Origin of the sequence: Massilia psychrophila (genome assembly GCF_002760665.1) — a bacterium.
Classification (GTDB): Bacteria; Pseudomonadota; Gammaproteobacteria; order Burkholderiales; family Burkholderiaceae_D; genus JAFCUW01.
In genome coordinates, this window is record NZ_PDOB01000003.1 from 163,841 (window position 1) to 185,916 (window position 22,076).

Genomic DNA, 22,076 nt, shown 5'->3' on the forward strand with positions numbered 1-22,076 from the left:
TGACCATGAAAATCTATCCTGTCATCCTGTCCGGCGGCGCCGGCACGCGCCTGTGGCCGTTGTCGCGCGCGGTGTTGCCCAAGCAGTTGCTGCCGCTGGTGACGGACAAGACAATGCTGCAGGAAACCGCGTTGCGGGTGGCCGACTGGCCTGAGCTGATGGCGCCGGTGGTGGTGTGCGGCAACGATCATCGCTTCCTGGTGGCGGAACAACTGCGCGAGATCGGCGTCGCGCCGCTCGGTATTTTGCTCGAGCCGAGCGGGCGCAACACGGCGCCGGCGGTGGCCGCGGCGGCCCATTTCCTGGCCGCCATCGATCCCGGCGCGGTCATGCTGGTGCTGCCGGCCGACCATGTCATCGAACGGCCCGACATGTTCGCCGCCGCCGTCAGGCGCGCCGCCCTGATGGTCGAAGAAGGCGCGCTGGCCACCTTCGGCATCGTGCCGACCGGGCCGGAAACCGGTTACGGCTACATCCACCGCGGCGCTGCAGTGGGCAGCAGCGTGGATGGCACGGACGGCTGCTACCGGGTCGACCGTTTCGTCGAAAAACCGGACCGCGCCACCGCCCAGGATTTTCTGCGCGACGGCAGCTATTACTGGAACAGCGGTATGTTCCTGTTCCGCGCCGAGCGCTTCCTGGCCGAATTGACCCGCTTGCGCCCGGAAATTGCCACCGCCACGGAAGCGGCGGTGCGGCTCGGCTACAGCGACCTTGATTTTTGCCGCCTGCACGAAGACTCGTTCAATGCCTGCCCGTCCGACTCGATCGATTACGCCGTGATGGAGCACACCGAGCGCGCCGTGGTGGTGCCGGCCGACATCGGCTGGAGCGACGTCGGTTCCTGGTCGGCGCTGTGGGAAGTGCAGCAGCGCGACGCCAACGGCAACAGCCAGCGCGGCGACGTCTACCTCGACGGCGTGGCCAATTCGCTGGTGCGCGCCGAAAGCCGCATCGTCGCCGTGATCGGTGTACAAGACCTCGTCATCGTCGAAACGCGCGACGCCGTGCTGATCGCCCACAAGGACCAGGTGCAGCGGGTCAAGCAGGTCGTCGAACACCTGAAGTCGACAGCGCGCACCGAGCACCTTCACCACACCAAGGTCTACCGGCCGTGGGGCCACTACGAAGGCATCGACGCGGGCGAGCGTTTCCAGGTCAAGCGCATCACCGTCAAACCGGGCGAAAAACTGTCGCTGCAGATGCACCATCACCGCGCCGAGCATTGGGTGGTGGTCAGCGGCACCGCCCGCGTCACCTGCGGCGAGACGGTCAAGCTGCTGTCCGAAAACGAGTCGACCTACATCCCGATCGGCATGAACCACCGGCTGGAAAATCCCGGCAAGATGCCGCTGCACATCATCGAAGTGCAGTCCGGCAGCTACCTGGGCGAAGACGATATCGTGCGTTTCGAGGATATCTACCAGCGTGCCTAGCCTGGTTGGCGCCCTCAACGGAACGGAAGCTGCGGCTTCCGTTTTTTTTCGTCTTTTTTTGCTCAATTGCCGCGCGCGCCTGCCGCCAACCGGCGCTGACAGCACATCGCCTTCGCTTTGGCTCGAAATTAGTCCGAACGGATCATTGTTTAGTCATCAACATGTCATTGCGACCTAGTAATATAATCTTTCTTAATAATAAATACTTTTTGGCAATACACTGTATTATCCGAACTGCCAAATTAGCAACACGACGATTCGACACTTCACCGATCAGGACAGCTCAATGAAAAAGCCCGTTGCTCCGATATATTTTCCCGGCCGCATGACCATGCTTGCCGCACTGTGCGCCAGCCTGGCGCTGCCGGCACTTGCCGCGCCCGGCAACGTGGTCGTCAGCCAGGTGTATGGCGCGGGCGGCAACACCGGCGCTTCCAGGAACCGGGACTACATCGAGCTGTTCAATCGGAGTGCTTCGCCGGTTAGCCTGGCCGGCATGAGCGTGCAGTATCAGTCGGCCACCGGCACCGCTTGGCAGTCGACGGCCTTGCCGAATGTTAGCTTGGCCGCGGGGCAGTATTTCCTGGTGACGGGAGCCGGTGGCGCAAACGGGTCGGAGGTCGGTACCGCCGACCAGACCGGCAGCCTGAATTTGTCGGGAACGACCGGCAAAGTCGCCCTGTCGAAGATTGCTGAATCGATGACGCCGGCAAACCAGGCCGCCAACATCGTCGACCTGGTCGGTTTCGGCACCGCCAACTCGTTCGAAGGCAAGGTAGCGCCGGCGCCGTCGGCCACGATGGCAATCTTTCGGGCAGCCAACGGCTGCACCGACACCGATAACAATGCCGATGACTTCTCCGCCGGCATCCCTGCTGCGCGCAGTACCTCGGCCGGCGCCAACGTCTGCGGCGGCGGCACCCCGGCCGTCAAGCCGATCGTGCTTAAGACGTCATGCCCGGCCAGTGTGTCATTCGCTGCCGGCAGCGGCGGGGCAATCACCCTGGTCGCCACCGACCTGGACAGCAACATCACCTCCGCATCGATCAGCGCCGGCGCGCGCGCCGGCGTATCGCTCGGTTCGTTCGTGGCTTCGGGTGCCGGTGCCGAAGCCAGCGCCACGCTCAGCGTCGACGCCAGCGTGCCTGTCGGCGCTTTCGTCGTCGACGTGACCTTTGCCAACGACACCAACGCGAGCGAAAGCGCCACCTGCAAGGTGACCCTGATGGCCTCCGGCACCAGCACCATCTCGCAGATCCAGGGTTCCGGCGCCAAGTCGCCGGTCGCCGACATGGTACAGACCACCGAAGGCGTGATCACCTTCAAGACGAGCAGCAGCTTTTACATCCAGCACCTGGCCGGCGATGGCGATCCCAGCACCTCCGACGGCATCTTCGTGTTCGGCGGCGTCACCCCGGCCGTGGTTGGCGAGCTGGTGCGCGTGACCGGCACCGTCACCGAATTTACGCCGGGCAGCGCGCCGGCCAGCATCACCCAGTTCAAGGACACTACCTCGATTGTCAGGCTCGGCGGCGGCTACACGGTCACCCCGACCAATGTGTCCATGCCGGCCGACCTCGAGCGCTATGAGGGCATGCTGGTGCGCTTTACCGGCTCGCTGATCGTCAACGCGGTCGATTCGCTGGGCGAGCGCGGCGAGCTGACCTTGGCGTCGGTGCGCCGCGAAGTGCCGACCAGCCGCTATCGTCCCGGTAGCGCGGAAGCGCTCAACCTGGCCGCGCGTAACGCGGCCGACCAGATCGTGCTCGACGACCTGATCTTCACCCAGTCGGCCACCATCCCGTATATTGCCGCCGACAACACAGTACGCGCTGGCGACAGCGTGGACAACCTCATCGGCATAGTGGACTACGGTTCCATCGGCAATAGCAAGTACGGCTACAAGCTGCAACCGTTGTCGGTCGGATCGGTGTCCATCGTCCGCAGCAACCCGCGCACGGCGGGCCCAGAATTGCCAATTGGCAACATCAAGGTTGCCAGCGCCAACGTGCTCAACTTCTTCACGACCTTTACCAATGGCGCCTCGACCGAGAACACCAGCACCAGTAATGGCTGCACCATCGGCACCCGGCCAGCGCTCCCGGCCAACTGCCGCGGTGCCGACAACAGGGAAGAATTCCTGCGCCAGCGTGCCAAGATCGTCCACGAGCTGAAGGCAATCGACGCCGACGTGGTCGGCCTGATGGAGATCCAAAATAATGGCAATATTGCGGTCGATCATCTGGTCGGCGCGCTCAACGCGGCCATGGGGCCGAACACCTACGCGGCCGTGCCAGTGCCATCGTTCACCGGTACCGACGCGATCCGGGTAGCGATGATCTACAAGCCGGCCAAGGTAGCCGCGTCCGGCTCGCCGATCGCCGATGACGACCGCGACATCAACAACCGCGCGACCCTGGCCCAGACTTTCAAGGCCGGCAATGGCGCGAAGTTTTCGGTCGTCGTCAACCATTTGAAGTCGAAGCGCTGCGGTTCGGCCAGCGGCGCCAATGCCGACAAGCTCGACGGCCAGGGCTGCTGGAATGCCGACCGCCTGGGCCAGGCCAACCGCCTCAAGGATTACTTCATCCCGCGCGTGATCCAGGAATCGGGCGACCCTGACGTACTGGTCATCGGCGACATGAACGCCCACGGCTTCGAAGACCCGATCCGCGCCCTGACCGACGCCGGCATGGTCAACCAGCTCGAGCGTTTCGTGCGCCCACGCGAGATGGTCTACTCGTACGTGTTCGACGGCCTCGCCGGCTACCTCGACCATGCGCTTGCAACCGCGTCGCTCGACGCCCAGATGGCAGGCGCGACCGAATGGCATAACAACGCCGACGAGCCAGAAGTGATCGACTACAACTTTAATCTTGGCACCACCAAGACCGCCAAGCCGCAGGACCTGTACGAAAACAACGCTTACCGCGCTTCGGACCACGACCCGGTCGTCGTCAGCCTGAATTTGGCCGCGACCTTCTTCAACGTCACGTCCAGCTTCACGGTGCAGCGTTCCGGTTACACCCAGAACCGGGCAACCGGCCAGTACACCGGTACCTATCGCTTCACCAACAATAGCGGCGCGGCGATCAACGGTCCGTTCCAGCTGGAACTAGCTGGCCTGCCGGCCGGCGTAACCCTCGTCAACGCGACAGGCGCGCATAACGGCCTGCCGTACATCAGCGCCGGCGGCGCCTCGATTGCCCCGGGCGCCACCGTGACGGTGACAACCACGTTCGCCAATCCGAACAAGGTCGCGATCACCTATACCGCATCGATTTACTCTGGAACATTTTAAGGAAAACCTGCCATGATCAATGCTAAAACATTCCTGCGGCAGTGCCTGCTGGCGCTCACCCTGGCGGCTACGGCTCTCGGCGCGCTGGCCGGCCCGACCAGCTTTCACGTCAACCTGAACACCAGCGCTCTGGCGAAACCGACATACATCGACCTGTTCTTCTCGGCCGCCAGCAATGCCGCGCCGGCCTCGGCAACCGTATCGAATTTCACTGGTGCGTTCGGCACCGTCGATTACGCCGACGGCGCGGTCGTCTTCAATGCCGATGGCAGCATCACCATCGGCAATAGCCCTTTTTCGAACATGGTCGGCTTCAATGTCTTGTTCGGCGATACATTCGGCTTCGACGTGTCGTTCAATTCCGACTTCTTAAACGGCAATAGCATCGATGGCAGCACTTTTTCAGTGTCCGCCCTCGACGCCGGTCTCAATCCGATCGGTGGCCCGCTGGTCACCTTCGATCTATTCGGCGGCGCCGGGATCGCCGTCGGCGCCGATGGCCAATTCGCCAGCGTTACCGCGGTGCCGGAACCGTCCGAACTGCTGCTGATGATGACCGGCCTGGGCCTGATCGGCTTCGTGCACCGCCGCCGCAAGCAGCGCGCCGTTGCCGCACCGGCGACGCCATGCTGTCGCATTTGCGCCGCGAGCTGCAGCTGGCCGGCGTCGAACACATGGTGGTGCACGCTGGCGGGCGGCTCGACCCTGTTAACGGAAATTTTGGGCGGCGCCTCGCGTCTTACTGTGGCGCTAAGATAGCTGGAGCTGCACCGGGTGTGGCTTGGTTAGTGGTCAGTATCGGCCCGCTTGCCTGCATCGGCTCGCCCGCTTGTGCCGGCTCGGCCGGCGGCGCGGCGATGGCGCTGGCGCGGAACTGCTCGGCCAGCCCATCGACCACGCGCGGCCGGTTGCAACCCTCCGCTTCGCAGTCGGCCACCGGCGCGTTAATGTGTGCCATCGGCGTGGCCAGGCTGGCCTGGTCCACGGCGGGGTAACTGGTGCCGCCACCGCAGGCAGTCAGCAAGGCGAACGCGGCGCCGGCGAACATGACGCAGAAGTTAAAAGTTTTCATCTAGTGTATGCAAGCTGATTCGTAACACAAACTATTGTATTAGGGAATTTTCTCCAAGGCAATAACAGAATGCCGGCGGTAAGGTTTATAAGATTTTGAACAGATAATAACAGCGCATTGATAGACAATGAATGATGATGAGATATTTTCGATTGCCGCTGATGGGTGGTTGCGTTGCAATAAATAGTGCTTGTGGTTACAGTCGACCCAGACCAGTCCAGCGAGGGCGCATGCTCTGACAAGCAAGCCGTGCCATGGCTGAACAATCGAATCAGGCTTGACCCTGGCGCGCTGGCACGCGATCATGTGCCCATGAGACAACTTTCGCTGATCCTCCTACTTGCCTGCGCCGGCTGCAGCGCTGGCCGCCCCGATTCCAGGCCGACGCCAGACGCCGCGCTGCCGATTGCCCATGTCGTCGATCGGGAAAGTAAAACCGTCGTTGGCATCGCCAGTGCTGAACTGCTGACGCAAATCCAGGTCGAGCTTGGCGACGCTGCCTGCGACGGGCCACAGCAATGCCACAGCATTGCCATAGGCGCCAAGCCGTGCGGTGGGCCGGACGGCTATCTTGCCTGGTCGAGCAAGCGCACCGACCTGAAAAAGCTGCGCCCGTTGATCGAGCGACACGCGTCGGCACGCAAGCAAGAGAACCTGCGCAACGGCATGATGTCCACGTGCGTTTTCGAGACCAACCCGGGCGCGACCTGCGAGGCCGCGCGCTGCACCTTGCGCCCGCGCGGGAGCGGCAGCCTGCCCGACGACGACACCTGAGAAGGCATCGGCGCCAAAACACCGTTCGGCGTGGCCTGAGCCGCTCGATGCAGTTGCCAGCCGCTTGCCGGACACCCGCCGATCTATAATGAAAAAGGCCGCGCCACCTTGCGGTGCACGCGGCCCGGTAACGCGACGCCCTTGCGGGCGCCCGTGCCGACATCAGGCATTTATTCGGCGCCGACCTCGAGCGGCTTCGAATTGAGCGCCAGCGGCACTGGATCGTTGGTCTGCACGTCGACCAGCGTGGTGCCGGCGACTACGCCATCGACCTTGAACGACGCCGCGCCCAGGTAGCGCTGGCCGGCGGCCAGGCTGGACCAGCTCATGCCCACCGAGGCGGTGCCACCAATGTAGGCGGTGGCAGGAGCGAGCACCTTGAAGTTGCCGCCGACGTCCGTTGACGACACGATCCATGACGACAGGGTGGCCGTGGTCGACGGACGCGCTTGCAGGCTATACGCGATCACGCAGACCTTGTAAGTGCCCGCCGCCGGGTTCATCAGCGTTACCGCCTCGTTCGAACCGTCGTTGCCGCTGGCGCCAACGATGGTGCTGGTCGAGTTCAGGACGACCAGATCGAGATCGTCTTCCGCGCCCGGTATTGCAGCAGCGGTGGTATCGGCGTTATACAGCGAGAAGCGCGCCACCTGTGTGCCTGCCGGAACAACGACGTTCGTCACCCGGACCGCCGGCGAGGTGCCGGCAGCGCACAAGCCCTGCTGCGCGGCGTTGCTGACGGCCGAAATAGTGAACGTGTTGCGGGTTGCCGGCTTCAGGCCAGCCTTGTCGACGGTCATCGGGCCGGCGAAGCCGGTGCCGACGGTGATGATCTTGCTGCCGCTGGCGGCTTCGCTGTAGACCAGCGACGGCGCCGACAGCGCGGTGCCGCGGGCGCTGACGGGGATGCGCACCTTGTGGCCGATTCCGTCTTCCCAGGTCAGGTTGCCGAAGCCCCAGGCGTTGAGCGGCTTGTTGGTACGGGTCAGCTTGACGCTGTAGGTCTGGCTGGCGCCGGGCGCGATGGTGAAGCTCGCCGGCGTGACAACGCCGCTGTAGCCATCGATGGCAACCGTCGCCGTGTAGGTGGACGAGACGTCGCTGACGTTGGTGACGGTACGCGTGATGGTCTGCGAACCGAGCACTGCGCCGGCCGTTATCGACGGCAGGTTCAATGCCACGCCCTTGATCGAGCCGAACGCGGCGCAGGTTGCGGGCGTGTAGATCGGCACGTTGGGGGCGGTGAAGCCGCAGCCCAGGCGCACATAGTCGGCCAGGCCTGCGTTGTACACGAGACCCGGATCGCTGGCGCCGTTCGGCGTCACGTGGCCTGCGCCTTGTCCGAACGGCTTGTTGCCGGCCGCGGTGGCACCTTTCGTCCATGGCAGTGCGGCCGACACGCCGTCGTTGAGTGTGTCGGTCGCCGTGGTCATCAGCGCCGATTTGATCATCGCCGGCGTCCAGGTCGGGTACTGCTGTTTCAGCAATGCGGCCAGGCCGGCGATGTGCGGGCTGGCCATCGATGTGCCGGAGATGATGCTCAAGCCAGTCTTGCTGGTGGCGCCACCGGCTTTCAGCGTGCTCACTTCGTCGGCGGTCGTCGACGGCGTGTAGGCTGCGGCGATATCGACGCCCGGCGCCGAGATGTCCGGCTTGAGCATGTTGTTGTCGGCCACGTTCGGGCCGCGCGAGGAAAAACCGGCGACAAACGGCGCCGGCTTGTCGAGAAATACCAGGGCTTTCGTCAGCGCAGCCGTTGGCATGGCATTGGCGGCGGCATAGGCCTTGAGCAGGTTGCCATCGCCCGCGCTGATATGCACCGTCGGTACCGAGTGCACTTCGCTCACCAGGCCGGCCCCATTGTCGGCCAGCACCATGCCGGCGCCGCTAGCGGCGAGCACGGCGGCGCTCTTGTTGGTGCGGGCGTTGTTGCCGCGGTCGCAGATGACGATCTTGCCCGCTACCAGGTCCGGGTCGAGCGCCCCCATCGACGAGGCGGTAGTGCCTGCGGGCATGCCCGGGAAGCTGGCGGCCGCGGTGCGGTCAGCGGCGGTGTAGCACAGGCGGCGCGCCAGCTGGTCGGCCGGGGTGAGTGCGGCATAGGCGACGGTGCCGGCATTGCGGGCGCTGATCACTGCAGCGCTTGGCAGCGCGACCTGGTTGAGCGAGGCGCCGCGATAGATCGCGCCGTTCCCTGCGACCACGTTGGCGCCGATAGCGCGATTGTGGGTCGATGCCGCCACCGTCGCGTTCCATGGCCCCAGGTTGGCGGCCGGACCCGTGACCGGACCGGCGTTGCCGGCCGAAGCGGCAACGAAAATACCGGCGTTGGACGCGTTCAAAAACGCCACCGCTGTCGGGTCGGACATCAAACCGCCGCCGGCGGTCGGGCCGATCGAGTAGTTGATGACGTCGACGCCATCCTTGATCGCCTGATTGACGGCGGCCACGGTGCTGCTGCCTGCGCAGCCGCCGCCGGTGAAGCACACCTTGTACATTGCCAGCCGCGCACGCGGCGCCATGCCCGACAGAGAGCCGAGATCGATGCCGTTGATGGTGACCGGCACGCCGGCGTTGCCGCCCGCGGTCGACAGGGTGTGCGAGCCGTGACCGCCGCTGCCTTCAGCCGTAGCGTCGCGGCCGGACGGGAAATCGGCGGCGGCGATAGTCAAGTTGGCGGGGGCGTACGAGCGGATGCCGATCAGCTTGTTATTGCAGCTGGCGGCCGTGATGCCGGGCTTGAGTTCGCAACCGTTGGGCAAATCCGACGCGCCGGCGTAATTGCGCCACTTGGCCGGTGGCGGTCCGTATGCCAGGGTGCCGCTGGCATCGTGGGTGGGCGTGCCGTTGGCGTCGACGCGGTCAGCGAAACTGGCGTTCTCCGGCCACACACCGCTGTCGAGCATGGCGATGATCATGCCTTCGCCAGCGCTGCCTTTGCCGCCGACCTTGCTCCACAGGCCGTTGGCCTGATCGAGGCCGAGGAAAGCCGGGGTGCTGCTGGTGTGCAATTGCTGCATGCTGTCGGCATGGATGCTCAGCACGCCCGCGTTCTTCTTGAGCGCGCGCACTTCGGTGTCGGTCAGCATGGCGGCGAAGCCATTGAGGGCAACATCGTAGCGGGCGGTGACGTTGGCCGGGTCGATACCGGCGAGCACGTCATTCTGTTTTCTTTCGAGGTAGGCGATGTAGTTCTGCACGTCGGTCGCCGAAATGTCAAGGTGACTACCCGGCGCCGGTTTGGTGGCGGGCAGGCCGGCGATGCCGCCTTCATATGAGGCGGCGGCGGTGGCGGGCAGCTGGACGATGTAGGAGCGGCGTACTTCCTGGGCATTCGCGGTAAAGGCGATACTGGCCAGCAGCGTCATGACTGCCAGCGAAATAGGACGGAGTTTCTGGTTCATTGTTGTGATCCCGGTCTTATTGAGATTGTTGGAGGGAGATGAATCAAGCACACTTGCGGCGGCGATAGGCGGCCAGCATGGCCGCCAGGCTCAGCGCGACCAATGGCAGGCTGGCCGGCTCCGGCACGTAAGCGATATTGTCGAGGCCGAACTGAGCCTGATTGCCGGCCGGGCTGACGCAAGCGCCAGCGGTGTTGTACAGGCAGGCGTTGAACGTCACCTCGGTGAAGCGGGTCTGGCTGAAGGGGCCGTCGAAATCCCAATGCGCAAACCCGTAGTCGCCATTCAGGTCCTGCAGCGCAAAGTCCTTCGAGGCAGAGCTGCCGTCATTGCCGGTGACGACTAACTGGCCGACCGTAAAGTTGATCAGAGCGTCGAGCGGCAAGAGGAACCCGAAGTCCACGCCGGTCAGGTTGAACAGGCTGCCGCTGAGACCGAAGCTGACGCCGCCATCGTTTACGCCAGCGTAATATTTGCTCGAATTGCCAGCCGGGCATACCGCGATGTCGCAGCTGGTCGGGTCGCTGCCGTTGATGATTGCGCCGTCAAAACCGTTCGTACCGCGGACAGTGATTGTCTGCATCCCATCGGTAAGGACCTCGCCGCCGGAATAGATGGCGGGACCAAAATTATCGAACGTCACAACGCCGGCAGACGCCGACGAACATACGCTGGCAATTGCCATCGCCACTGCAAAGCTGACACTCTTTTTCATTTTTATCTCTTATATTTTCTTGGCATTCCGGTATTCGGTCGCGGCGCCGCAGGCGTAAGGCGGTTCCCCTCCCGGGCAATTTGTTGATTTCCTTAAATGTTTCAGGATGCAATAAAATATAGCAAATAGAATAATTTTGATGTTAAAAAAGTTAACAACTAATATTTTTGATTTCCAACTTGTTGCAATATTTAATTCTGTTTGCACTAGGGAAATGTATTTTCATGCGGACATTTATTTCGCAAATATGCAACGATTTTGCGACACGGGGGAAAAGTTCAGTTTCTTTTCTCGACGGACCGTGATAGGCGGAAGAGGAAGAATGCGTTGAGAACGCGTCAACCTTCCTGATAGAAAAGATAAATTTGGCAAGGATACTTGCGCTGTGGTAGCATTTTGGGCCGGCTTGCCTAAATTGCATCGCTTGCATCGCTTGCACGCGTCGCGGCAGTGTAGTTTGGTTAAAAATGATTGATTGAGGGAGTACGCGAATGGTCGAGCGAATTTTCCGGAACTACATTACAGTCCCACGCGCCCAGCGCGGCTTCACCTTGCTCGAACTGTTGGTCGTCATCGTCATCATTGGCCTGCTCGCCGCCTACGTCGGCCCGAAATACTTTTCGCAGCTGGGCAAGTCGGAAGTGACCATCGCCAAAGCCCAGATCGGCGCCTTCGAAAAGTCGCTCGACACCTACCGGCTCGACATCGGCCGTTACCCGAACACCGAGGAAGGACTGGCTGCCTTGCTGGCGGCGCCGGCCAGCGCCGCCGGCAAATGGAACGGCCCTTACCTCAAAAAAGCCGTGCCGCCCGATCCCTGGGGCCATCCGTTCCAGTACCGTGCGCCGGGTCCGAAGGGCGAGTTCGACATTCTCTCGCTCGGGCGCGACGGCCAGCCCGGCGGCAGCGGCGAAGACGCCGACATCACCAATTAGCCGGGACCGGAAACAGCATGCAGTACGAGGTGCGCGCCCTGTCGCCCGATTCCATGGTTGAACAGCTGAGCATCGACGCGCTCGACGAAGCCGATGCCCGCCGCCAGGTCGAAGCGCGCGGCCTGTTCGTCTCCACCATCAAGCGGCGCGGCGGCGCGCGCGCCACCGGCGGCATTTCGCTGGTGCTGTTCAGTCAGGAACTGCTGGCGCTGCTATCGGCCGGTCTCGGCGTCGTCGAGGCGCTCGAAGCGCTGCTCGAAAAGGAAGCCAACCCGGCACTGGCCAACGTGCTCGGACGCCTGCTCGCCGGCCTGCGCGAAGGCAAGCGCTTTTCCAGCGTGCTGGCCGAGCAGGGCGAGCGTTTTCCGCCGCTCTACATCGGCATCGTCAAGGCGGCCGAAGGCACCAGCGACCTGCCGCGCTCCCTCTCCCGCTACATCGACTACCAGCAGCGCATCGACGCGGTGCGCGCAAAAATCGTCAGCGCGGCGATCTACCCGATGATCCTGTTGACGGTCGGCGGCGGCGTCAGCGCTTTCCTGATTACCTATGTGGTGCCGCGCTTCGCCGAGGTCTACCAGGGTGCCGGGCGCAACCTGCCGTTCATGTCGCGCCTGCTGCTGTCGTGGGGCCAGTTCGCCGCCAACCATACCGCCTGGCTGCTGGCCGCTGCCTGCGCGCTGGCCGCGCTACTGGTGTTCGCAGCGCGCCGCCTGATGCGCGGTGGCGGTATTGCCGGCCTGCTGGCGCGCCTTCCCGGCATCGGCGAGCGGGTGCGCATCTATGAACTATCCAGGCTGTACCTGACGCTCGGCATGCTGGCCGAAGGCGGCATCCCGATCGTGCAGGCGATCGACACGGTGCGCTCGATGGTGTCGCCGGCGGTGCAGGGAAAATTGCAGAACGCAAGACTGGCGGTCGAATCGGGCTTGCCGCTGTCGAGCGCTTTTGCCGCCAACGGCCTGACCACGCCGATTTCGCTGCGCATGCTGCGCGTCGGTGAGCGCACCGGCGACATGGGACCGATGCTGACCCAGTCGGCGGCTTTTTACGACGGCGAAATCAGCCGCTGGATCGACCGTTTTACCCGCACCTTCGAGCCGCTGTTAATGGCCGCTATCGGGCTGGTGGTGGGCGCCATCGTGGTGCTGCTGTACATGCCGATCTTCGACCTCGCCGGGGACATGTCGTGACGGCGCTGCCCGCCCAGTTGCCGGGGCTTTTACTCGACCCGGCGCTGCTGGCGCGCGCGCGCGCGCAAAGCGCGCAGTCGCGGCGCTCGCTGGTCGACGAAATCGAAGCCGAGAGCGGCTTCGATCCGCGCCTGATCGTGTGCGCGCTGGCCGCGCCGTTCGGCCTGGCCGTGCTCGAGACGGCCGACATGCTGGCGTTCACGCCGGCGTTCGACCTGCTGCCGCTGGCGCAGGCGCTGGCGCGCCGCTGCGTGTTGCTGCGCAGTGCCTCGAAAGAGCTGATCGGCGTGATGGCCGACCCGTTCGACCTTGACCTGCAGACCTGGCTGGGGGCGCGCGCGCAGGCGACGCCGCACAAGATGCTGCACACCCGTCTTGCGCTAGCCTCCGACATCCAGGCCTACCTCGGCAAGCACGAGGAATCGGCGCGCGCGGTCGACAGCCTGGCGCCAGGCGTGGCCGACGGCAAACGTGACGGCAAGGCGGCTGCGGTGCTGTCGTTCGCTTCCGTCAGCGAAGCGGCCAGCCCGGCGGTCCGGCTGGTCAATTCGACCCTGTACGACGCCTTGAAAGCGGGCGCCTCCGACATTCACCTCGAAAGCACCGCGTTCGGCCTGGCCGTCAAGTACCGCATCGACGGCGTGCTCGATCACGCCACTTCCGTCAACGGCATCGAAGTGGCCGAGCAGGTCGTCTCGCGCCTGAAAGTGCTGGCCGAACTCGATATTTCGGAGCGGCGCATCCCGCAGGACGGCAGTTTCCGGGTCGAGTCGGGCGGGCGCGAGATCGACCTGCGGGTGTCGATCATGCCGAGCATCCACGGCGAAGACGCGGTGATCCGGATCCTCGACAAGCGCGCCATGATCGAAGCCTACGGCGCCCTGACGCTCGAGGCGCTCGGCTTCGATGCGCCGTCGCTGGTGTCGCTGCGTTCGCTGGCACAGGAAGCCTACGGCATGCTGCTGGTGACCGGCCCGACCGGCTCCGGCAAGACCACCACGCTGTACGCGGCGCTGACCGAAATTAACAACGGCCGCGAAAAGATCATCACCATCGAAGACCCGGTCGAATACCAGTTGCCCGGCATCCTTCAAATCCCGGTCAACGAAAAAAAGGGCCTGACCTTCGCCAAGGGTTTGCGCTCGATCCTGCGCCACGACCCGGACAAGATCATGGTCGGCGAAATCCGCGACCGCGAAACCGCCGAAATCGCCGTGCAGTCGGCCCTGACCGGCCACCTGGTACTCACCACCGTGCACGCCAATAACGTATTCGACGTGTTCGGCCGCTTCACCCATATGGGCATCGACCCGTACGCGTTTGTGTCGGCCCTGAACGGCATTTGGGCCCAGCGCCTGGTGCGCACCAACTGCCCGCACTGCGCTGTCGCCTACCGTCCCGACGACGCCGAACTTGCCGCCGTCAACCTCGCGCGCGCCGACGTCCACGATTACCTGTTCATGCAGGGCAAGGGCTGCGGCGACTGCCGCGGCACCGGCTACAAGGGACGCCGTTCGATTGCCGAAATCCTTACCCTGAACGACGAGATCCGCGAACTGATCGTCGACAAGCGGCCGATCCGCCAGATCAAGGCGGCCGCCTACGACAACGGCACCCGCAGCCTGCGCCTGGCCGCGCTCGACCTGGTGCGGCGTGGCGCCACCACGCTGGCCGAGATCAGGCGGGTGACCTTGCATGCGTAGGCGCTTCGGACAGGGCTTGCGGCTCGGCGTCGCCGCGAGCGCGCTGGCACTGGTGCAAACGCGCCGCTGGGGCGGGCCGGCGGAACTGCTCGCCGAGCAGCCGTATGCGAGCGTTGGCGCGCTGCCCGATGCGCTGGCGGCGCTGCTCGGCGGCGGATACGCCGGCTGGCCGTTGACGATCGTGCTGAGCGACGAACTGGTGCGCATGTGGCAGGTGACGCCGCCTGCGCAAACCACGCGCCTGGCCGACCTCGAAGCTGCCGCCGCGCTGCGCTTCCAGCGGCTGTACGGCGAACCGGCGGCCGACTGGATCGTGCGCGCCGGCTGGGACGCGGGCCAACCCTTCCTGGCGGCGGCGATGCCGCGTGCTTTGCTCGCCGCACTCGGGCAGGGCGCCGCCATGCAGCACATGAAGCTGGTCGAAATCGTGCCGCAGTTTGTCGCGCTGCTGAACCGTTGCCGCGGCGAGCTGGCGGCGGGCGCCTGGTTCGGCACCCTGCACGACAAGGTGCTGACCCTGGGCGCGCGCGAAGGTGGCCTGCTGGTGGCGGTGCGCGCACAAGCGCTGCCGGCGGCACCAGGCCCGCTCTGGCTGGCCGAACACCTGGCGCGCGAAGCACTGCGCCTGAACCTGGCCGCGCCGAATCGCCTGCAACTGTGGGGTGCGCCGCCGACGTGGCTTGGCGCGGGCACGACCACGACCACGACCACGCTCGGCTCGCCTGGTGCCGCCGGCTGGACCCAGGCAGCGGTGCTGGCCGCCAGCGGGAGCGCCGCATGAAGCGCGTGCGCATCGATTTCGCGCCGCCTGGCCTGGCGCGCACCGTTTATCGCACCGGGCCGCTGGGCTGGAGCCTGGCGCTGCTGGCAGTGCTGCTGTGCTCTGCTGCCGTCGCCATTGGCTGGCAGATGCTGGCGCGCCAGCGCGTGCTCGATACCCAGCTCGCGCTGGTGCGCGCCCATGCTGCGCCGGTGGCGGTGGCCGTGGTGGCGCCTGTGCAGATCGGCGAGCCGCAGGCGCAAGCGGTCAACGCCGCGGTGCTGCAACTGAACCTGCCGTGGCGCGCGCTGCATGACGCCGTCGAGCAGGCCACGCCAAAGCAGATTGCCCTCATCGCGCTCGAGCCGGATCCGCGCCGGCGCAGCATGAAAATCACCGCCGAGGCGAAAAACAGCGATGACATGATCGCCTACGTCGAACAGCTCAAGCAGCAGGAGCTGTTCGGCCTGGGCGCTGGTACCGTCGTCGGAGGAGTTACGCTGCTGCGCCACGAGACGGTCGAGCTCGATCCGAACCGGCCAATCCGCTTCCAGCTCGATGCACAGTGGAGCGCGCCATGAACGGCCCGGCGTTTTCCGCCGGCGCGTTGCGGCGCATGTTGCACCTCATGTTGCGGCTCATGTTGCGCCTGCGGCTGGCGTGGTCGAGCCTCGGTCCGGTCGCCGCCGGCGCCGCTGTGCTGATGATCTCCGGCGCGCTGGCACTGGCCTGGCTGCTGCCCGAGCGCGCCTTGCAGGGCCAGCGCCGCGCCGTCGCGCTCGGCCCGGCGGCGGTGCCAGTCGTCGCACCGCCGCCAAGCCCGGATGCCAACCTGGCGCTGTTCTACGACACCCTCGGCGAACGCCGCTATGCCGAGCAGCAGGTCAAGACCTTGTTTGCGCTGGCCGCCAAGACCGGCCTGGTACTGAGCCAGGGCGAGTACAAGAGCGCGTTCGAGCAGAACGGCCGTTTCCATACTTACCAGCTCAACCTGCCGGTCAAAGGCAGCTACGCCGCCATCTGGCAGTTCGCCATGCTGGCGCTGCGGGCGATCCCGTTCGCCTCGTTAGATGAAATCAGCTTTCGCCGCGACACCATCGGCGCGCCGGCGGTCGAAGCGCGGCTGCGCCTGACCTTGTATTTGGCCCACCCGCTCGCCGGCCAGCCGCCCGGAGCGACGCCATGATGGCGCGCCACCTGCTGCTGGGCGCCGCGCTGCTGGTAGCCGCCGGCTTCGCGCTGTTTGGCGACAACAGTCCGAGTGGCGCCGTGGTGGAGCCGGCGCTGCGTGCCAATGCGGCCAATGCGGCCAATGCGGCCGCCGTCCCCGCGCGCGCCGCGCAGAAAGCCGCCGCCGTCACCATCCTGCGCCTGGAAGAGCGCACCGCGCTGGTCGTGGCTGGCGAAGGCAGCGCCGGCCGCGACGCCTTCGCCAGCCACGACTGGACGCCGCCGCCGCCAAAACCGCCGCCGCCATCGCCGCCGCCGCCACCGCCGCCGCCAAGTGCGCCGCCGCTGCCGTTCACCTTCCTCGGCAAGGCCGTTTCGAACGGCCAGTGGGAAGTGTTCCTCGCGCGCGGCAGCGAGACCTTGATTGTTCGCGACAAGATGGTACTCGACGGCGTCTACCGCATCGACGCCATCGCGCCACCCGGCATGACGATGACCTATCTGCCCCTGAACCAGGTTCAACAGCTTAATATTGGAGTACTCGACTGATGGCAAGTCACCTGAACCGCATATGTCGTGCGCTGGTCATTCGTCTGCTGGTCATGGGCGCCGCGCTGGCGCTGGCCGGCTGCGCGGCGCAAACCGCTTACCGCGACGCTGAAAAACTGGTGGCCGGCGACAAGGTCGAAGCGGGCCTGGTCAAGTACCGGGAAGCCATCGCGCTCGACCCTGGCAACGCACTGTACCGCACCGCCTTTTTGGCCGCGCGCGACCGCAGCACCACCGGCCTGCTCGAGCAGGCCGAGCGCGAACTGGCGGCCGGCAAGAGCGACCTGGCGGCACGCAGCTACCAGCGCGCGCTGGCGATCGACCCGGCCAACGAGCGCGCCCGCGCCGGCGTGCGCCTGCTCGAGGCCGACGCACGCCACGCGATCCTGGTCGGCGACGCCGGCGCCGCCTTCGCCAGGGCAGACCATGAACTGGCGCGCCAGAAGCTGACGGCAGTGCTGGCGGAGCGGCCGAACCATGAGCCGGCACGCGTGCTGCTGGCCCAGGTAGTCGAAAAAACGGCGCTGCCGGCGTTGGATGCCGGCCTTGGCGCCGCTTATAAACTGCCGATCAGCATCGAGTTCCGCGACGCCTCGCTGAAACAGGTGTTCGAGGTTATCTCGCGCCGCTCCGGGCTGAACTTCCTGTTCGACAAGGACGTCAAGACCGACCAGCGCACCTCGATCTTCCTGAAGAACAGTACGGTGGAAGCTGCCATTTATTATTTGCTGGTGAGCAACCAGCTGGAACAGCAGATCATGGACGGCAACACGATCTTGGTCTACCAAAACATTCCGGCCAAGCTCAAGGAATACCAGGAGATGACGGTCAAGACCTATTTCCTGGCCAACGCCGAAGCGAAGAACGTCGCCAACACGCTTAAAACCATCCTCAAGTCGCGCGACGTCGTCGTCGACGAGAAGCTTAACTTGCTGATCGTGCGCGACAGCCCGGAGGCGATCAAGCTGGCCACACGGTTGGTGGCTTTGCAGGACGTGGCCGAGCCGGAAGTGATGTTAGATGTCGAGATCCTCGAAATCAAGCGCAGCCGGCTGATGGACCTCGGCATCGCCTGGCCGTCCAGCGTCGGCTTCGCGCCGCTGCAGTCGAGCGGCGCGGGGCCGCTGACGATCGACGTGCTGCGCCAACTGAACGGCGGCAGCATCGGCGTGACCGGCATCGCTGCCACCATCAACGCTAACAAGACCGACGGCGACTCTAACACGCTGGCCAACCCGCGCATCCGCGTGCGCAACAAGGAAAAGGCCAAGGTCGTCATCGGCGACAAGGTGCCGGTCATCACCACCATCATCACCCCCGGCAGCAGCGGCGGCTTTGCTTCGGAAGCGGTCAGTTACGTCAACGTCGGCCTGACCCTGGGCGTCGAGCCGACCATTTACCTCAACAACGAGGTGGCGATCCGCATCGAACTGGAGGTGTCGAACCTGGTCGACACCCTTACCACCAAGTCCGGCTCGGTAGCCTACCGCATCGGCACCCGTTCGGCCAGCACCATGCTGCAATTGAAAGATGGCGAAAACCAGGTGCTGGCCGGCCTGATCAGCAATGAAGACCGTACTAGTGGCAGCAAGGTGCCTGGCTTTGGCAGTTTGCCGATCCTCGGCCGCCTGTTCGGCAGCACGCGCGACTCGAACGACAAGAACGAGATCGTGCTGTCGATCACGCCGCACCTGGTGCGCACTGTGCAGCGCCCGGCGCTCGGCGCGTCCGAATTTGCGGCCGGCACCGAAACCAGTTTCCGCCGCCGTCCCGACCCCGTGCCCAGGGCGCCGGCGCAGTTGCCAGCGCAGTTGCCGGCGTCGCCTGACGGCGTGACTGTCACGCCGGTGCCGTCTCCTTCGCTGTTGCCCACCCCGGCGCAATGACCGCGCGCGGCTTCACGCTGATCGAGTTGCTGGTCACGCTGGCGATCCTGGCGCTGCTCGGCACGATCGTAGCGCCCGCCGTCCAGGTCACGGTCCAGCGCCGCAACGAACTGGAATTGCGCCGCGCGCTGCGCGAAATCCGGCTCGGCATCGACGCCTACAAGAAGGCCAGCGACGAAGGGCGCATCGCCAAAAACGCCGGCGCCACCGGCTACCCGCCCAAGCTCAACGTGCTGGTCGACGGCGTGCGCGATTTGCGCCACCCGAAACGCGCCAAGCTATTTTTTCTGCGCCGCCTGCCGCGCGACCCATTGAATGTCGAACCCGAGCAGCCGGAAGCGCAAACCTGGGGCAAGCGCAGCTACGCCAGCGAAGCGGCCGACCCGCGCGAAGGCGACGATGTGTACGACGTGTATTCGACCTCGGAGCGGCTCGGCCTGAACGGCGTGCCGTATAAAAGATGGTAACCCGGGTGATTATTTCGCGCCGAACGCGCGCCGGCTTCACGCTGATCGAGTTGCTGGTGGTGCTCGGCATCGTCGCGCTGCTGCTGACCCTGGCCGTGCCGCGGTTTTTCCCCGGCATCGACAGCGCGAAAGAGACCATCCTCGCCGACAACCTGCGCAACACCCGCAGCGTGATCGAGCAGTATTACAGCGACACCGGGCGCTATCCCGACTCGCTCGACCAGCTGGTCGAAAAAAAATATCTGCGCCAGTTGCCGCTCGACCCGATCTGCGGCAGCAGCGCCAGCTGGATCGTGGTGGCTCCGGAAGAGGGCGCAAGAGGCGCTGTTGCCGGTGTCAAGAGCGGCGCGCCCGGCAATGACCGCAGCGGCAAGCCGTACCTCGACTGGTAGGCCGATGGCGCCGAACGAATCCTCGAACTCATCTTGTCTATTACGTCGCCCCTCTCAGGGCGGCTTTACCTACCTCGGCCTGATCATCCTGGTCAGCGTGATCGGCATGATCGGCGCCGCCACCCTCAAGATCGGCGCGCTGATGCAGCGCGCCCAGGCCGAAGAAGAGTTGCTCGACATTGGCGCCGGCTTCAGCGCCGCGCTGCAAAGCTACGCGGCAGCGACGCCAAAAGGCCAGCCGCTGCAGCCGCCCAGTTTGCAGGAGTTGCTCAAAGACCCGCGCTCGCCGGCGCTGCGCCGCCACTTGCGCAAGATTTTCGTCGATCCCGCCACCGGCAGCACCGAGTGGGGCATTGCCTACCAGGCCGACAAGGTGGGCGTCGTGGCGGTGTACAGCCTGTCGCAGGCCAAGCCCCTAAAAATCGGCAACTTCGACGCGCGCTTCGTCGGCTTCGACGGCAAGCAGCGTTTGTCGGACTGGAAATTTACCGCTGGCGCGTTTGCGCCGGTGCTGTTATCGACGGCGCCGGTGGACGCGGCGGCGCCGGAAACACCGCCCGCGGAGCCGGAAGAGCAGGTCGAAGACACGACAGCGCTACCGGCCGGGCAGGACAACACGCGTTGATTGGCGATCAGCGCGCGCGCCGCCTGAAGTCGCCGGGCCGAAAACCGAGCGCGAACAGCACCGCGAAATAGAGCACCGCGCTGGCGCTGATGATGGCCAGCAGCGCGCCGCCGCGCAGCCATGGGTGCGCTTGCATCGCGGCCCAGTCGACCAGGCCTTGGGCATACCACGACAGCGCACCCATCGCGCACACCGCCACGACCAGCCGGACGAAAAATCCGCTCCAGCCGGGCTGCGCGACGAAAATCTTGCGCTTGCGCAGGCTCGTGTACAGGAGCAGGGCATTGATGCACGCCCCCAGGCCGATCGACAACGCCAGTCCCGCCACGGCGAGGTGCGGCACGAACACCAGGTTCATCAATTGCGTCGCCACCAGCACGCCCAGCGCGATGCGTACCGGCGTACGGATGTCCTGGCGCGCATAAAACGCTGGCGCCAGCGTCTTGACCAAAATGATGCCGATCAGGCCGGCGCTGTAAGCCATCAACGGCAGTGCCGAGGTGGTGATCGCCTGCGCGCTGAATGCCCCGTAGTGAAAGAGGGTGGCGATCAGCGGCTCGGCCAGGGTGGCCATGCCGACCGCCGCCGGCAGCGCCAGCAGGAACGTCAGGCGCAGGCCCCAGTTCAGTAGCGCCGAGTATTCGTCGTTGTCGCGTTCGGCGCTCGCTTTCGACAGGCTCGGCAGCAAGATGGTGCCCAGCGCGACGCCCAGCATCGCCGTCGGAAATTCCATCAGGCGATCGGCGTATGACAACGCCGACACGCTGCCGGTTGCCAGCCGCGAGGCGATATTCGTGTTGATCATCAGGCTGATCTGGGCGGCCGACACGGCAAACACGGCCGGCCCCATTTTTTTCAGCATGCGCCGCACGCCGGCGTCGCGCAGTCCCGTGAGCGGATTGAAGGACAGGCGCGGCAACATGCCGATTTTGCGTAGTGCGGGAATCTGGATCGCCACCTGCAGCATGCCGCCGACAAACACGGCGATCGCCATCGCATAGATCGGCTGCGCCAAGTGGCGGGTAAGGAACAGCGAGGCAAGGATGAACGACACGTTCAGCAGGACCGGCGTGAAGGCCGGTATCTTGAACTGGCTCCATGTGTTGAGTACGCCGCCCGACAGCGCGACGAAAGACATGAAGGCAATGTAGGGAAACATCAGCCGCGTCATCCAGACCGAGGCGTCGAAGGCGTCCGGGGTCTTGTCGAGTCCGCCGGCAATCACCATCACCAGCAGCGGACTGCCGATGATGCCGATCATGCTGGTGAGTACAGTTGCCCACACCAGCGTGGTGGCGACGTGGTCGACCAGGGTTTTGGTCGCCTCCGGGCCATGCTGGTTTTTGTATTCGGACAAAATCGGTACGAAGGCCTGCGAGAAAGCGCCTTCGGCGAACAGGCGGCGCAGCAGGTTGGGAATGCGGAAGGCGACGATGAACGCATCGGAGTAGGCCGAGGCGCCAAAGGCGCGCGCGAACAAGCTTTCCCGCAGCAATCCAGTGACTCGGGACAGCATGGTCATGCTGGAAATGGCGGCGAGGGTTTTGAGCAAGTTCATGGCGCCAGATTATAGCTCGGCAGCAGCGCCGCGAGCGAGCAGCCCCGACGATTGTTGATTTTTGAATTGCTTGGAAACGAATATTTCGCTATAATCGAAGGCTGTACAGAATTCTGTTACGCAGACACACTTGTTT

General features: G+C 64.7%; 19 protein-coding genes. 15 read left to right on the plus strand and 4 right to left on the minus strand.

What is annotated here, in order from left to right; all coding sequences use genetic code 11:
• Positions 1–5: 5 nt before the first annotated feature.
• The 3 genes from CR103_RS03700 (at position 6) to CR103_RS03710 (ending at position 5,496) form a co-directional block, all read left to right on the plus strand.
• Entirely contained in the window at positions 6–1,436 is a 1,431-nt protein-coding gene (locus tag CR103_RS03700) for a mannose-1-phosphate guanylyltransferase/mannose-6-phosphate isomerase (protein ID WP_099914729.1), read from the plus strand.
• Positions 1,437–1,722: 286 nt separating this feature from the next.
• A complete protein-coding gene (locus CR103_RS03705; protein ID WP_099914649.1) occupies positions 1,723–4,737 on the plus strand; it encodes an ExeM/NucH family extracellular endonuclease in 3,015 nt (1,004 codons plus the stop codon).
• A 12-nt stretch (positions 4,738–4,749) separates the two neighbouring features.
• Positions 4,750–5,496, plus strand: a complete 747-nt coding sequence (locus CR103_RS03710) for an NF038129 family PEP-CTERM protein (protein WP_099914650.1) — start codon at positions 4,750–4,752, stop codon at positions 5,494–5,496.
• Here the strand turns inward: CR103_RS03710 and CR103_RS03715 are convergent.
• Entirely contained in the window at positions 5,477–5,809 is a 333-nt protein-coding gene (locus CR103_RS03715; RefSeq protein WP_099914651.1) for a hypothetical protein, read from the minus strand. The genes CR103_RS03710 and CR103_RS03715 overlap by 20 nt on opposite strands.
• A 312-nt stretch (positions 5,810–6,121) precedes the next feature.
• Between CR103_RS03715 and CR103_RS03720 the strand changes: the two genes are divergently transcribed.
• Positions 6,122–6,583, plus strand: coding sequence for a hypothetical protein (locus tag CR103_RS03720; RefSeq protein WP_099914652.1), 462 nt, complete (start codon positions 6,122–6,124; stop codon positions 6,581–6,583).
• 170 nt (positions 6,584–6,753) lie between these two features.
• On the opposite strand, the gene CR103_RS03725 is transcribed toward CR103_RS03720, so the two are convergent.
• Positions 6,754–9,987, minus strand: a complete 3,234-nt coding sequence (locus CR103_RS03725; RefSeq protein WP_099914653.1) for a S8 family serine peptidase — start codon at positions 9,985–9,987, stop codon at positions 6,754–6,756.
• A gap of 43 nt (positions 9,988–10,030) precedes the next feature.
• Positions 10,031–10,702, minus strand: a complete 672-nt coding sequence (locus CR103_RS03730; RefSeq protein WP_099914654.1) for an NF038120 family PEP-CTERM protein — start codon at positions 10,700–10,702, stop codon at positions 10,031–10,033.
• Between the two features lie 491 nt (positions 10,703–11,193).
• Between CR103_RS03730 and gspG the strand changes: the two genes are divergently transcribed.
• The 11 genes from gspG to CR103_RS03785 are packed head-to-tail and all read left to right on the plus strand — an operon-like array spanning position 11,194 to position 20,382.
• Entirely contained in the window at positions 11,194–11,637 is a 444-nt protein-coding gene (gene gspG / locus CR103_RS03735; RefSeq protein ID WP_099914655.1) for a type II secretion system major pseudopilin GspG, read from the plus strand.
• Between the two features lie 17 nt (positions 11,638–11,654).
• On the plus strand, positions 11,655–12,830 hold the full coding sequence (locus CR103_RS03740; RefSeq protein WP_099914656.1) for a type II secretion system F family protein: 1,176 nt from the start codon (positions 11,655–11,657) through the stop codon (positions 12,828–12,830).
• Positions 12,827–14,533 (plus strand): GspE/PulE family protein, encoded by a 1,707-nt coding sequence (locus CR103_RS03745; RefSeq protein ID WP_180279257.1) that lies wholly within the window; start codon positions 12,827–12,829, stop codon positions 14,531–14,533. The genes CR103_RS03740 and CR103_RS03745 overlap by 4 nt, the downstream gene beginning before the upstream one ends.
• Positions 14,526–15,314 (plus strand): hypothetical protein, encoded by a 789-nt coding sequence (locus tag CR103_RS03750; RefSeq protein WP_099914657.1) that lies wholly within the window; start codon positions 14,526–14,528, stop codon positions 15,312–15,314. The genes CR103_RS03745 and CR103_RS03750 overlap by 8 nt, the downstream gene beginning before the upstream one ends.
• The gene (locus CR103_RS03755) at positions 15,311–15,874 is read left to right on the plus strand and encodes a hypothetical protein (protein WP_099914658.1); all 564 of its coding nucleotides are present in this window, start codon (positions 15,311–15,313) and stop codon (positions 15,872–15,874) included. Before CR103_RS03750 ends, CR103_RS03755 begins: the two co-directional genes overlap by 4 nt.
• Positions 15,871–16,479, plus strand: coding sequence for a hypothetical protein (locus CR103_RS03760; protein ID WP_229442711.1), 609 nt, complete (start codon positions 15,871–15,873; stop codon positions 16,477–16,479). The genes CR103_RS03755 and CR103_RS03760 overlap by 4 nt, the downstream gene beginning before the upstream one ends.
• A complete protein-coding gene (locus CR103_RS03765) occupies positions 16,476–17,012 on the plus strand; it encodes a hypothetical protein (protein WP_099914659.1) in 537 nt (178 codons plus the stop codon). The genes CR103_RS03760 and CR103_RS03765 overlap by 4 nt, the downstream gene beginning before the upstream one ends.
• Positions 17,012–18,898 carry a secretin GspD/PilQ domain-containing protein gene (locus tag CR103_RS03770; protein ID WP_099914660.1) on the plus strand — a complete coding sequence of 629 codons (1,887 nt, stop codon included), beginning with the start codon at positions 17,012–17,014 and terminating at the stop codon, positions 18,896–18,898. The genes CR103_RS03765 and CR103_RS03770 overlap by 1 nt, the downstream gene beginning before the upstream one ends.
• Complete coding sequence (locus tag CR103_RS03775) at positions 18,895–19,365, plus strand: type II secretion system protein (RefSeq protein ID WP_099914661.1); 471 nt, start codon at positions 18,895–18,897, stop codon at positions 19,363–19,365. The genes CR103_RS03770 and CR103_RS03775 overlap by 4 nt, the downstream gene beginning before the upstream one ends.
• Complete coding sequence (locus CR103_RS03780; protein WP_099914662.1) at positions 19,359–19,757, plus strand: type II secretion system protein; 399 nt, start codon at positions 19,359–19,361, stop codon at positions 19,755–19,757. The genes CR103_RS03775 and CR103_RS03780 overlap by 7 nt, the downstream gene beginning before the upstream one ends.
• Positions 19,758–19,761: 4 nt before the next feature.
• Positions 19,762–20,382 (plus strand): type II secretion system protein, encoded by a 621-nt coding sequence (locus tag CR103_RS03785; RefSeq protein WP_180279258.1) that lies wholly within the window; start codon positions 19,762–19,764, stop codon positions 20,380–20,382.
• Between the two features lie 7 nt (positions 20,383–20,389).
• On the opposite strand, the gene murJ is transcribed toward CR103_RS03785, so the two are convergent.
• Positions 20,390–21,940 carry a murein biosynthesis integral membrane protein MurJ gene (gene murJ, locus CR103_RS03790; RefSeq protein ID WP_099914663.1) on the minus strand — a complete coding sequence of 517 codons (1,551 nt, stop codon included), beginning with the start codon at positions 21,938–21,940 and terminating at the stop codon, positions 20,390–20,392.
• Positions 21,941–22,076 lie beyond the last annotated feature (136 nt).